This is a genomic window from Stenotrophomonas sp. YJH_SMC_73 (genome assembly GCF_059370155.1).
Genome location: NZ_JCAFTJ010000012.1, coordinates 1 through 11,732, shown reverse-complemented (window position 1 = coordinate 11,732; position 11,732 = coordinate 1). Strand labels below are relative to the sequence as shown.

The following is an 11,732-nucleotide window of genomic DNA, read 5'->3' as shown; positions in this document are numbered from 1 at the left end:
GTCCATTTCGTCGGTCGACCCCGGAGCGCCATGCGCTGGTACGGAAAACTGCTCGGATTCATCGCCGGCGCCCTGCTGTTCCGGCCCAATCCGCTGTTCGGCGCGGTGGTCGGCCTGTTGATCGGCCACGCCTTCGATTCGGACTGGTTCCGCCTGAACAAGGAGAACCCGTACCGGGAGCTGGGGCTGACCTCCGAGGCCACCGATGCCGAGGTCGAGCGCGCCTACCGCAAGCTGATCTCGCAGTACCACCCCGACAAGCTGGGCGGTGCCGCCCCCGAGCTGCAGCAGCAGGCCGAGCAGAAGTCGCGGCGGATCAATGCCGCCTACGACCGCATCAAGACCCTGCGCAAGCGCTGATTCCAGAGTCCCGCCTGCGGGCGGGAGAACCTTTTCCCCGTTCCGAAGGCCCCGGCCATGTCCAACTGCCTCATCGCCCCCTCCATCCTGTCCGCCAACTTCGCCCGCCTCGGCGAGGAAGTCGACAACGTCCTCGCCGCTGGCGCGGACTGGGTCCACTTCGACGTGATGGACAACCACTACGTGCCGAACCTGACCATCGGCCCGATGGTCTGCCAGGCGCTGCGCAAGCACGGCGTCACCGCGCCGATCGACGTGCACCTGATGGTCGAGCCGGTGGATCGCATCATCCCGGACTTCGCCGAGGCCGGTGCCACCTACATCAGCTTCCACCCGGAGGCGAGCCGCCACGTGCACCGCACCATCCAGCTGATCCGCTCGCTGGGCTGCAAGCCGGGCATCGTGCTCAATCCGGCCACTCCGGTGGACATCCTCGACTGGGTGCTGGATGACCTGGACCTGGTGCTGCTGATGTCGGTCAACCCGGGCTTCGGCGGCCAGGCCTTCATCCCCTCGGCGCTGGACAAGCTGCGCGTGGTGCGCAAGATGATCGATGCCAGCGGCAAGGACATCCGCCTGGAGATCGATGGCGGCGTGAAGGCCGACAACATCGGCGAGATCGCCGCTGCCGGCGCCGACACCTTCGTCGCCGGTTCGGCCATCTTCAACGCCAGGACCAGCTACCAGGATGTGATCGCGCAGATGCGCGCCAACGTCGCTGCGGCACGGGGCTGAGCCATGAGTACGGTGGCCGTGTTGAACATCCGCCCGGCCACCGTCGCCGATGCGGGACTGATCCTGCATTTCATCCGCGAGCTGGCCATCTACGAGAAGGCCGAGCATTCGGTGCAGACCGATGAGATCGGCATCGCCGAGAGCCTGTTTGGTCCCGATGCCACGGCACGCGCACTGATCTGCGAAGCCGACGGCGAGGCCATCGGCTATGCGGTGTATTTCTACAACTATTCCACCTGGCTGGGCCGCAAGGGCATCTACCTGGAAGACCTCTACGTCAGCCAGGAAAAGCGCGGTGCGGGCGCCGGCAAGGCACTGCTGAAGTACATCGCGCGCCAGGCCGTGGCCGAGGGCTGCGGCCGTTTCGAATGGTCGGTGTTGGACTGGAACACCCCGGCCATCGAGTTCTACACCGCTGCCGGTGCCAAACCGCAGGACGAGTGGACCGTCTACCGGTTGCAGGGCCAGGCGCTGCACGATTTCGCCAACGGGTGAGGCGTGTGGTGGCTGCGTACCGCAACCCGGTGGGTGCGAACCTTGGTTCGCACTCCCTGCGTACCCCCCCCCAAAAAAAAGCCACGCCAATCACTGGCGTGGCCTCGCTGCATGCGTGGGAGGCTGATCCTGCCTCCATCCATCGTCCCTGCTATGGCCTTCCATTCTCCAGCAACTGAATGACACCTGCGTGACATTCACCGCGGGCAAACAGCGCATTGCTAGCCTGTGCCACCCCCTCCTGGAAGTACCGCATGACCACCCCGCGCTGGCGCCTGATCCTCAATGGCAAATCCGCAGGCAACGAGGAACTGCGCGAGGCTGTCGGCCATTGGCGCGGGCAGGGCGTGCAGCTGGACGTGCGGGTGACCTGGGAGGACGGTGACGCCGAACGCTACGTGGCCGAGGCCATCGATCATGGCGTGGACGTGATCGTTGCCGCCGGTGGCGATGGCACGCTCAGCGCGGTGGCCGAAACCCTGGCGCATCGTGAGGAAGCGGCGGATGCGCTGCCCTCGCTGGCGCTGATCCCGATGGGGACCGCCAACGATTTCGCCACGGCTGCGGGTATTCCGACCGAGCCTGAGGGCGCGTTTGCGTTGATCGGACAAACCACGCCGCGTGCCATCGATCTGCTGCGCGTGGATGCCGATGGCACGCCCTGGTGGTGCGCCAACCTCGCCAGCGGTGGCTTCGGCACGCAGGTGACGGTGGAGACCGATGCCGGCCTGAAGAAGATGCTGGGCGGGCTGGCCTATGTGATCACCGGCATCGCCAAGCTGGGCCGCATCGAGCCGATCACCGCGCGGCTGTCCGGCCCGGATTTCGCGTGGGAAGGCGACTTCATCGCCCTGGGCATCGGCAATGGCCGGCAGGCCGGCGGTGGCCAGCAGTTGTGCCCGCAGGCCGTGATCGACGATGGGCTGCTGGATGTCACCGTGCTTCCGGAACTGGAAGGTGAGGTCACCGCCACGCTCGGCCAGATGCTGAAGTCGGGCACCCAGGCGGCGCTCGAACAGCTGGCCACGCGCGCGCGGCTGCCGTGGCTGCAGATCGACGCACCGAAGGCGCTGACCCTCAACCTGGACGGCGAACCGGTGCAGGCCCGCCAGTTCCGCATCGCGTGCGTGCCGGGCAGGGTGCGGATGCACCTGCCGACCGGATGCCCGTTGCTGGCCGGGTAGGGGGTAAAGTCGACTGTTGGTCGACTGCTTTTCGTTCCGACGGCGTAAAACCCCGCGCTACGCGCGCAAGTCGACCAACAGTCGACTCTACCGGTCCGCGCCACCGGTCCCCGCGGCCGGCCCCGCCCGTCCCGTGGTTCAGTTTCCCAGGGTTCCCCTCCCGCCCCGGCTGCGATACAGTCAGGGGGTGTCCAGCCTGACGACCCCGCATACCCTTTCTTCCGCACGCCGTTGGTGGCGATGGTGGCCCGTTGCCGTCGTCCGCCCCCATAACGCTGTGTCCCGGAAGGAAAGTCGTCTTGAACTCGCACGCTCAGTTTCAGCAGCAGGCCGCTGAAGGCCACACCCATATTCCCGTCGTCCGTGAAGTGCTGTCCGACCTGGACACGCCGCTTTCGGTCTATCTGAAGCTCGCCGACGGCCCCAATACCTACCTGTTTGAATCCGTCGAAGGCGGCGAGCGCTTTGGTCGTTACTCGATCATCGGCCTGCCGGCGCGTCGCGTGTACGCCTTCCATGGCCACACGCTGACCGTGCGCGAAGACGGCCAGGTGGTGGACACCCGCGAAGTGGCCGACCCGTTCGCCGAGGTCGAGGCGCTGCGCAGCGCCCACTCGGTGCCGAAGCTGGAAGGCCTGCCGGGCTTCACCGGTGGCCTGGTCGGCTGGTTCGGTTTCGAGTGCATCGGTTACATCGAGCCGCGCCTGGCCCCGCCGGCCGGCCGCGATGAGCTGGGCACGCCGGACATCCTGCTGCTGGACTCCAACGAGCTGGCGGTGTTCGACAATCTCAAGGGCCGGCTGTACCTGATCGTGCACGCCGACCCGCGGGTCGAGGGCGCTTTCGAACAGGCGCAGGCGCGCCTGGATGCACTGACTGCCAAGCTGCGTGCACCGGGTGCCGGCTATCCGGCGCCGCTCAACAGCGACGTGCTGGACGAGTCCGACTTCGTCTCCGGTTTCACCCGCGAAGGGTTCGTCGATGCGGTCCAGCGCAGCAAGGAATACATCCGCGCCGGTGACATCTTCCAGGTGGTGCTCAGCCAGCGCCTGAGCGTGCCGTTCAAGGCGCGCCCGGTGGACGTGTACCGCGCGCTGCGTGCACTGAACCCGTCGCCGTACATGTACTTCCTGGATGTCGGCGACCTGCAGGTGGTCGGTTCATCGCCGGAAATCCTGGTACGCCTTCAGGATGGCGAAGTCACCGTGCGCCCGATCGCCGGCACCCGCCCGCGTGGCGCCACGCCCGAGCTGGACCTGGCGCTGGAAGCCGAGCTGCTGGCAGATCCGAAGGAACGCGCCGAGCACCTGATGCTGATCGACCTCGGCCGCAACGATGCCGGCCGCGTCTCGAAGGCAGGTACCGTGGAGGTGGGCGAGCAGTTCGTGATCGAACGCTACAGCCACGTGATGCACATCGTCAGCGAAGTGACCGGGCAGCTGCAGCCGGGCCTGAGCTATGCCGACGTGCTGCGTGCCACCTTCCCGGCCGGCACGGTCAGCGGCGCGCCGAAGATCCGCGCGCTGGAAGTGATCCGCGAGCTGGAACCGATCAAGCGCAATGTCTACGCCGGCAGCATCGGCTACATCGGCTGGCACGGCGATGCCGATACCGCGATCGCGATCCGCACCGCGGTGATCAAGGATGGCCGCCTGTATGTGCAGGCCGGTGCCGGCATCGTCTACGACTCGGACCCGGACAAGGAATGGGACGAGACGATGAACAAGGGCCGCGCGCTGTTCCGCGCCGTCGCCCAGGCCGCCAAGGGCTTGTGATCCTCCCCGTGCCGTGGCCTGCGCCGCGGCACCTTCCGCTGTTCCCATTCAAGACAAGGAGTACCGCATGAAGCTGCTGAGCGCATTGCTGTGGTCGTCACTGCTGGCCACGATGGCCCCGTCTGCGTGGGCGCAGGCCAACACGATTCCCTCGCAGCCGCACCTGCTGGTGAAGGGGCAGGGCAGCCGCACGGTGATGCCGGACCGGTTCGGCCTGCAGTTGAACATCGAAGAGACCGACATGGACGCCGACGCCGCGCGCCGCCGCGTGCAGGACAACGTTGCCCGCGTGCTGGCACTGTTCAAGCAGCACAAGGCGGTGGAGGGCAGCGTGCGTGCGGACAACCTGCGGATCGGCCCGGCCACGCGCTATGAGCAGAACCGGCAGGTCTTCATCGGTACCCGCGTATCGCGCCAACTGCGTGCCAGCTTCGCCAGCGTGAAGGCGATGCAGGATGTGCTGGGGGCGTTGAAGGCCAACGAGAACGTACAGGTGAGCAGCCTGGCGCCGACCTATTCGGGCGAAGTGGCGCTGCGCCGCGAACTCAAGGGCGAGGCAGCGGCCCAGACCCGCGAGTCCGCGCAGGGCCTGGCCAAGGCCTATGGAACAAGAGTGCGTGGCCTGTACAGCATCTCCGATGTGGCGCCGGACTTCGCCTACGGCATCCGGGCCGGGCAATGGCCGCAGCAGGGCGAGGACGGCGGGGACCTCGACAGGATCTCGGTGACCGGCAGCTACGCGCCCGCCTCCGCGCCCGCGCCCGCTGAGCCCGAATCCATTGAAGCCGGCCCCATCACCTACACCGAAAACGTGTACGCCATTTTCCTGATAAGCGACGGAACCTGACCATGTTGTGGATGATCGACAACTACGACAGCTTCACCTACAACCTCGTGCAGTACCTGCAGACGCTGGGCGCCGAGGTGAAGGTGGTGCGCAACGATGCGATGAGCGTGGACGAGATCGCCGCGCAGAAGCCCGAGCGCATTGTCATTTCGCCCGGCCCGTGCACGCCCAACGAAGCGGGCGTGTCGCTGGAGCTGATCCAGCGCCTGGGCCCGACCACGCCGATCCTCGGCGTGTGCCTGGGCCACCAGGGCATCGGCCAGGTCTACGGCGGCACGGTCATCCGTGCCGGCAACATCATGCACGGCAAGACCTCGCCGATCCGCCATGAAGGCAAGGGCGTGTTCGCCGGCCTGCCGGACCGCTACCAGGCCACCCGCTACCACTCGCTGGTGGTGGACAAGAACAGTCTGCCGGACTGCCTGGAAGTGACTGCCTGGACCGAGAACGACGACGGCTCGATCGAAGAGATCATGGGCCTGCGCCACCGCCAGTTCCCGGTGGAGGGCGTGCAGTTCCATCCCGAATCCATCCTCACCGAACACGGCCACGCCCTGCTGCGCAATTTCCTGCAGCGGCCGGCGGCCTGATCCAAGGAGCATTCCCATGAGCTTCTCCCCCCAGGAAGCCCTGCATCGCACCATCGAACACCGCGAAATCTTCTTCGACGAAATGGTCGACCTGATGCGGCAGATCATGCGCGGCGACGTCTCGCCGATGATGACCGCGGCGATCCTGACCGGGCTGCGCGTGAAGAAGGAGACCGTGGACGAGATCGCCGCGGCGGCCACCGTGATGCGTGAATTCGCCCGGCCAGTGCCGGTGGCCGATACCTCCAACCTGGTTGATATCGTCGGTACCGGTGGCGATGGCTCGCACACCTTCAACATCTCCACCTGCGCGATGTTCGTCGCGGCCGCCGCCGGCGCGCGCGTGGCCAAGCATGGCAACCGCAGCGTGTCTTCCAAGTCCGGCAGTGCCGACGCGCTGGAAGCGCTGGGCGCGGTGATCGAACTGCAGCCGGATCAGGTGGCCGCCGCCATCGAGCAGACCGGCATCGGTTTCATGTTCGCGCCGATCCACCATCCGTCGATGAAGGTCGTTGCGCCGGTACGCCGCGAGATGGGCGTGCGCACCATCTTCAACATCCTCGGCCCGCTGACCAATCCGGCCAGCGCGCCGTCGGTGCTGATGGGCGTGTTCCATCCCGATCTGGTGGGCATCCAGGCCCGCGTGCTGCGCGAGCTGGGCACCGAGCGCGCCATGGTGGTCTGGGGCCGCGACAACATGGACGAGATCTCGCTGGGTGCCGGCACGCTGGTGGGCGAACTGCGCGACGGCAAGGTGCGCGAGTTCGAGATCCACCCGGAGGACTTCGGCATCGCCATGTCGGCCAGCCGCAACCTGCGCGTGGACAGCCCGGAGCAGTCCATCCAGATGCTGCGCGCGGTACTGGACAATGAGCCCGGCCCGGCGCTGGACATCGTTGCGTTGAATGCCGGCGCCGCGCTGTACGTTGCCGGCGTGGCCAGCGACATCGGCGACGGCCTGGCCCGCGCCCGTGCCGCCATCGCCAGCGGCAGTGCCCGCCAGCGCCTGCAGCAGTATGTTGAGACCACCCGCGCGCTGGTTGCCTGAGCGCGCGGTTCAGCCTGACCCCGTCGATGGCCGATAATGGCCGTCCTCACCGCCCCCGCACCGAACCGAAGACGATGAGCGACATCCTGCAGACGATCCTGGCCCGCAAGGCCGAAGAAGTGGCCCAGCGCCGCGCCCAGCGCCCGCTCGAGGCGCTGCAGGCCGCCGTGGCCGGCGCCCCGCCGGTACGTGGCTTTGTGCGCGCCTTGCAGGCGGCGGTGGCCAACGGCGATCCAGCGGTGATCGCCGAGGTGAAGAAGGCCAGCCCGTCCAAGGGCGTCATCCGCCCGGACTTCCGCCCGGCCGACATCGCCGTCAGCTACGAGTTCGGCGGCGCCAGCTGCCTGTCGGTGCTGACCGACGTGGACTTCTTCCAGGGCGCCGACGCCTACCTGCAGCAGGCGCGCGAGGCGTGCACGCTGCCGGTGCTGCGCAAGGACTTCGTCATCGACGCCTACCAGGTGTACGAGGCACGCGTGCTGGGCGCCGACTGCATCCTGCTGATCGTCGCCGCGCTGGACGACACCCAGCTGGCCACGCTGTCCGAACTGGCGCTGTCGCTGGGCATGGACGTGCTGGTGGAAGTGCACGACATCGACGAGCTGGAGCGTGCGCTGCAGGTGCCGGCGCCGATGATCGGCATCAACAACCGCAACCTGCGCACGTTCGAAGTGTCGCTGCAGACCACGCTGGAGATGCAGAACGCGGTGCCGCGTGACCGCCTGCTGGTCACCGAGAGCGGCATCCTTGGCCCGCAGGACGTGGCGCTGATGCGTGACGCCGGCATCCATGCCTTCCTCGTCGGCGAAGCCTTCATGCGCGTGGAAGAGCCGGGCGAGGGCCTGCGTCAGCTATTCTTCGCGGCATGACAACGCACTATCCAACGCCGCGCGAGGATGCGCCGCTGGTGGTCTTCGACTTCGACCACACCCTGTACGACGGCGATTCGGGCACCCACCTGTTCGCCTCGCTGATCAAGCGCAACCCGCTGCGCATGCTGGCGGCGCTGCTGGTCACGCCGATCGCCGGGCCGATGGTGGCGATGCTGCCGACCCGTCGCGCGGGCATCTCGGTCTATGTGTGGATCGGCAGCTTCGGCCTGCACCGTGCGCGTGACTTCAACAAGGTGATCGACGCCTATGTGCTGCGCAACCAGGCGCAGATGCGCGCCAAGCTGCTGCCGCAGGCGCTGGAGGTGTTCGCCGCGCACCGCGCCAAGGGTGACCGCGTGGTGGTTGCCACAGGTGCGCCGCCGGAGCTGGCGCGCGCGATCCTGGCTTTCGTGGCCCACCAGGACGTACCGGTGATCGGCACCGAGGTCGGCCCACGGCTGGGCGGCGTCGGCCCGACCCGCCACTGCCACAACGAAGAGAAGATGCGCATGCTGCGCGAGCGCGGCTACGGCGACATCGATATCGCCTATTCCGACAGCACCGCCGACCTGCCGCTGCTGCTGGCAGCCAAGGCGCCGGTAGTGGTGAACCCGAAGCCGGGCCGGGTGGCGTTCTTCCGCCGCGTGCTGCCGGCGGGCACCCGCATCCTCAACTGGGGTTGCGTGGACCGGGGCGGCGACAAGGCCTGATCCCGCCGCACGGTGATGGATCTGCCGGCCAGCGGCCGGCACTACCCCTCTCCGTCGCGGTTGTGCCGGCGCTTCTCTGTCCCGGTAGTGCCGGCCGCTGGCCGGCAAACGCTCAGCGGTACAGGTGCCCGTACACCGCGTGGCCAATCTGGAACAGGCTGATCCCCAGCACCAGCACGCCGACGGCCACCAGCACCCAGCGCTCCTTCACCCGCTTGACCAGGATGGCCGCTACCGGCGCGGCCATCATGCCGCCGATCAGCAGGCCGGCGACGATCTGCAGGTGCTGCACCCCCATCGACAGCAGGAAGGTCGCCGACACCGTCAGCGTGACCACGAACTCCGCCGCATTGACCGTGCCGATCGTGGTGCGCGCCTGGCCACCCCGGGCGAGCAGGGTGGACGTGGCGATCGGCCCCCAGCCGCCGCCACCGCTGGCGTCGAGCAGGCCCGCGAAGAAGCCCAGCACCGGTACCCGGCGGATCTCGCCCTTGGGCATCCAGCGTCCGGCCGCGCGGGCCAGGATGATGATCGCCAGCACCAGCAGGTACAGGTAGATCAGTGGCCGGATGATCTCGCCCGGGATCTGCGTGAGCACGTACGCGCCCACGGCACCGCCCACCGCGCCAGGCAGGGCCAGGCGCAGGAACAGGCGCTTCTCGACATTTCCGGCTGCGAGGTGCGACACACCCGAGGCGCCAGTGGTGAACACTTCAGCGGTGTGGATGCTGGCGCTGACCTGCGCCGGGGGCAGGCCCATGCTCAGCATCACCGACGAAGACACCAGGCCGAACGCCATGCCCAGCGCGCCGTCGACCAGCTGTGCGCCCAGGCCGATGAGGATGAACCACCAGAATTCGCTGCTCAGTTCCATGCCCCGAGCCTAGCGCGCGAAGGAGTGCGGACCAAGGTCCGCACCCACCGGGTGCTCAACGGTCAACGGGTGCCGTACAGCACCACGGTCTTGCCACGGGCATGCAGCAGGCCGTCGGTCTGCAGCTTCTTCAGCACGCGGCCGGCCATTTCCCGCGAGCAGCCGACCAGGCGTGCCAGCTCCTGGCGGGAGACGCGCAGCTGGCTGCCCTGCGGATGGCTCATCGCCTCCGGTTCCTGCGCCAGGTCGTGCAGGGTGCGCACGATCCGGTCGGTAACGTCCAGGAATGCCAGGCGGCTGGCCTTGCGGCTGGTGTCGAGCAGGCGCTTGGAGATCTGCTGGCCCAGCGCGTACAGCAGGCGCGGGGCGTCGGCCGACAGCGGGCCGAGGAACAGCTGATGCAGGCGCTCGTAGCTGATTTCAGCCAGCTCGCAGGCGGTACGGGTCCGCAGGATCACCTCGCGGCGGTCCGATTCGACGAACAGGCCCATCTCGCCGACGAACTCGCCGGCACCGAAGTAGCCCAGCACAAGCTCGCGATCGTCATCTTCCTCGGCCATGATCGAAACCGAGCCGCTGATGACGTAATACAGGGTTCCCGCCGGGTCACCGGGTCGGAAGACGTCGGTACGGGTGGGATATCGCCGCCTGTGGCTGTGCGCCAGGAAACGATCGATTGTGGCGATATCCAGGGCCAGTGGACTGCTAGCTAGGCGCACGGTTGACACGATAGGGGCGCTCCCTCTGCGCATGAACGGATTCACGGGGTCGATAGCGGAGCTTAACCAGCGCAATTGTTAAGGGCAAACAGTGTGCCAGAACTCTTGCGTCTTCACGTTCCCCCCGGGGGCAGTTTGCCCCATAATTCCCCCTTTCCCTTCTTACACAGGAATCGACCGCCGTGGTCAAGCCGTTGCCTCGCCTGAGGCTGCAGGGTTTCAACAACCTCACCAAGGCGCTGAGCTTCAACATCTATGACGTGTGTTACGCGCGCACCGAAGAGGAGCGTCAGCGTTACATTGAATACATCGATGAAGAGTACAACGCCGACAGGCTGACTCAAATCTTGACCGATGTCGCCGAGATCATCGGCGCCAACATCCTGAACGTGGCCCGCCAGGACTACGACCCGCAGGGTGCCTCGGTGACCATCCTGATCTCCGAAGAGCCGGTGATCGACAAGAAGCAGGCCGGCAAGGAACTGATTCCCGACGCCGTGGTCGCGCACATGGACAAGAGCCACATCACTGTCCATACCTACCCGGAAACCCATCCGCAGGAAGGCATCGCGACGTTCCGCGCGGACATCGACGTGGCGACCTGTGGCGTCATTTCGCCGCTGAAGGCCCTGAACTACCTGATCGAGAGCCTGGAATCGGACATCGTGATCATGGACTACCGTGTCCGTGGCTTCACCCGCGATGTGAAGGGCAAGAAGCATTACATCGATCACAAGATCAACTCGATCCAGAACTTCCTGGCCAAGAACATCAAGTCGCGTTACGAGATGTTCGACGTCAACGTCTACCAGGAAAACATCTTCCACACGAAGATGCACCTGAAGGACTTCGACCTGGACCAGTACCTGTTCGAGGAAAAGGCCAAGAACCTGTCGTTCAAGGAACGCATGAAGATCGAAGCGCTGCTCAAGCGCGAGATCGAAGAGCTGTTCCACGGCCGGAACCTGTCCGAGTAAGCCCCATGTGCGATGCCCGCAGGCATCGCCGCCCAGGCGGGACGACCCGCCCCGTGGAACCAGTGCCCCGCACGCGTTACAGTTCCACGGTGATGTACCGACCCACGGCCCGGTGTGAAAACACCGGGCCGTTTCGTTTTTCCCAAAAAGGTAAGGAGCCCCCACCCATGCCCTGGATCTATCTGCTGCTGGCCGGCCTGTTCGAGATCGGTTTCGCCCTCGGAATGAAGTACTCCGAAGGCTTCAGCAAACCCCTGCCCACCGTTGCCACGGTGGTGTCCGCCCTGATCAGCCTGTACCTGATGAGCCAGGCGATGAAGAGCATCCCGGTCGGCACCGCCTACGCGATCTGGACCGGCATCGGCGCCATGGGCGTGGCGGTGCTGGGCATCTATCTGTTCAACGACAGTGCGTCGCCGGCCCGCCTGGCCTGCGTGGGCCTGATCGTAGCCGGTGTGATCGGCCTGAAGCTGGTCTCGCCCAACTGATTGATGGCCCGACCAACGGTCGGGCCCCACCGTCGCCCCCCCCGCACCTCCTGGTAGG

14 protein-coding genes are annotated in these 11,732 nt (G+C 66.5%); 12 read left to right on the top strand and 2 right to left on the bottom strand.

The window, feature by feature from the left end; genetic code table 11:
• Positions 1-30 precede the first annotated feature (30 nt).
• From AC5P8R_RS17540 to AC5P8R_RS17495, 10 genes are all read left to right on the top strand, one after another.
• Positions 31-360, top strand: a complete 330-nt coding sequence (locus AC5P8R_RS17540; protein ID WP_005411327.1) for a J domain-containing protein — start codon at positions 31-33, stop codon at positions 358-360.
• A gap of 57 nt (positions 361-417) precedes the next feature.
• Complete coding sequence (gene rpe, locus AC5P8R_RS17535; RefSeq protein ID WP_006474082.1) at positions 418-1,095, top strand: ribulose-phosphate 3-epimerase; 678 nt, start codon at positions 418-420, stop codon at positions 1,093-1,095.
• Positions 1,096-1,107: 12 nt separating this feature from the next.
• Entirely contained in the window at positions 1,108-1,590 is a 483-nt protein-coding gene (locus tag AC5P8R_RS17530; RefSeq protein ID WP_014648672.1) for a GNAT family N-acetyltransferase, read from the top strand.
• A 254-nt stretch (positions 1,591-1,844) separates the two neighbouring features.
• Positions 1,845-2,774, top strand: coding sequence for a lipid kinase YegS (gene yegS, locus AC5P8R_RS17525; RefSeq protein ID WP_014648671.1), 930 nt, complete (start codon positions 1,845-1,847; stop codon positions 2,772-2,774).
• A 299-nt stretch (positions 2,775-3,073) separates the two neighbouring features.
• Positions 3,074-4,549: an anthranilate synthase component I gene (gene trpE, locus AC5P8R_RS17520; protein WP_014648670.1), complete on the top strand. Its 1,476-nt coding sequence runs from the start codon at positions 3,074-3,076 to the stop codon at positions 4,547-4,549.
• 67 nt (positions 4,550-4,616) lie between these two features.
• The gene (locus AC5P8R_RS17515) at positions 4,617-5,396 is read left to right on the top strand and encodes an SIMPL domain-containing protein (protein WP_014648669.1); all 780 of its coding nucleotides are present in this window, start codon (positions 4,617-4,619) and stop codon (positions 5,394-5,396) included.
• Between the two features lie 2 nt (positions 5,397-5,398).
• Positions 5,399-5,986, top strand: a complete 588-nt coding sequence (locus AC5P8R_RS17510) for an anthranilate synthase component II (RefSeq protein ID WP_014648668.1) — start codon at positions 5,399-5,401, stop codon at positions 5,984-5,986.
• A 16-nt stretch (positions 5,987-6,002) separates the two neighbouring features.
• Entirely contained in the window at positions 6,003-7,034 is a 1,032-nt protein-coding gene (gene trpD / locus AC5P8R_RS17505; protein WP_014648667.1) for an anthranilate phosphoribosyltransferase, read from the top strand.
• Between the two features lie 74 nt (positions 7,035-7,108).
• Entirely contained in the window at positions 7,109-7,903 is a 795-nt protein-coding gene (trpC, locus tag AC5P8R_RS17500) for an indole-3-glycerol phosphate synthase TrpC (RefSeq protein WP_014648666.1), read from the top strand.
• Positions 7,900-8,616 (top strand): haloacid dehalogenase-like hydrolase, encoded by a 717-nt coding sequence (locus tag AC5P8R_RS17495; protein WP_005419826.1) that lies wholly within the window; start codon positions 7,900-7,902, stop codon positions 8,614-8,616. Before trpC ends, AC5P8R_RS17495 begins: the two co-directional genes overlap by 4 nt.
• A 112-nt stretch (positions 8,617-8,728) precedes the next feature.
• Here AC5P8R_RS17495 and AC5P8R_RS17490 read toward each other — a convergent pair whose 3' ends face one another.
• Together AC5P8R_RS17490 and crp are read right to left on the bottom strand one after the other, a co-directional pair.
• Positions 8,729-9,490: a sulfite exporter TauE/SafE family protein gene (locus AC5P8R_RS17490; protein ID WP_014648664.1), complete on the bottom strand. Its 762-nt coding sequence runs from the start codon at positions 9,488-9,490 to the stop codon at positions 8,729-8,731.
• Between the two features lie 62 nt (positions 9,491-9,552).
• Positions 9,553-10,242, bottom strand: coding sequence for a cAMP-activated global transcriptional regulator CRP (crp, locus tag AC5P8R_RS17485; protein WP_010482649.1), 690 nt, complete (start codon positions 10,240-10,242; stop codon positions 9,553-9,555).
• A gap of 149 nt (positions 10,243-10,391) precedes the next feature.
• On the opposite strand from crp, the gene speD reads away from it, so the two are divergent.
• Together speD and AC5P8R_RS17475 are read left to right on the top strand one after the other, a co-directional pair.
• Positions 10,392-11,186, top strand: a complete 795-nt coding sequence (gene speD / locus AC5P8R_RS17480) for an adenosylmethionine decarboxylase (RefSeq protein WP_014648662.1) — start codon at positions 10,392-10,394, stop codon at positions 11,184-11,186.
• A gap of 167 nt (positions 11,187-11,353) precedes the next feature.
• Complete coding sequence (locus tag AC5P8R_RS17475; protein WP_005419816.1) at positions 11,354-11,674, top strand: DMT family transporter; 321 nt, start codon at positions 11,354-11,356, stop codon at positions 11,672-11,674.
• The last annotated feature ends 58 nt before the right edge of the window (positions 11,675-11,732 follow it).

Excerpts from the sequence above, each read along its gene's own strand:
- AC5P8R_RS17510 (WP_014648668.1), top strand. The coding sequence starts at position 5,399 with ATGTTGTGGATGATCGACAACTACGACAGCTTCACCTACAACCTCGTG.
- AC5P8R_RS17475 (WP_005419816.1), top strand. The coding sequence starts at position 11,354 with ATGCCCTGGATCTATCTGCTGCTGGCCGGCCTGTTCGAGATCGGTTTC.
- crp (WP_010482649.1), bottom strand. The coding sequence starts at position 10,242 with ATGCGCAGAGGGAGCGCCCCTATCGTGTCAACCGTGCGCCTAGCTAGC.
- trpD (WP_014648667.1), top strand. The coding sequence starts at position 6,003 with ATGAGCTTCTCCCCCCAGGAAGCCCTGCATCGCACCATCGAACACCGC.
- yegS (WP_014648671.1), top strand. The coding sequence starts at position 1,845 with ATGACCACCCCGCGCTGGCGCCTGATCCTCAATGGCAAATCCGCAGGC.
- AC5P8R_RS17490 (WP_014648664.1), bottom strand. The coding sequence starts at position 9,490 with ATGGAACTGAGCAGCGAATTCTGGTGGTTCATCCTCATCGGCCTGGGC.
- trpC (WP_014648666.1), top strand. The coding sequence starts at position 7,109 with ATGAGCGACATCCTGCAGACGATCCTGGCCCGCAAGGCCGAAGAAGTG.
- AC5P8R_RS17540 (WP_005411327.1), top strand. The coding sequence starts at position 31 with ATGCGCTGGTACGGAAAACTGCTCGGATTCATCGCCGGCGCCCTGCTG.
- AC5P8R_RS17495 (WP_005419826.1), top strand. The coding sequence starts at position 7,900 with ATGACAACGCACTATCCAACGCCGCGCGAGGATGCGCCGCTGGTGGTC.
- rpe (WP_006474082.1), top strand. The coding sequence starts at position 418 with ATGTCCAACTGCCTCATCGCCCCCTCCATCCTGTCCGCCAACTTCGCC.
- AC5P8R_RS17515 (WP_014648669.1), top strand. The coding sequence starts at position 4,617 with ATGAAGCTGCTGAGCGCATTGCTGTGGTCGTCACTGCTGGCCACGATG.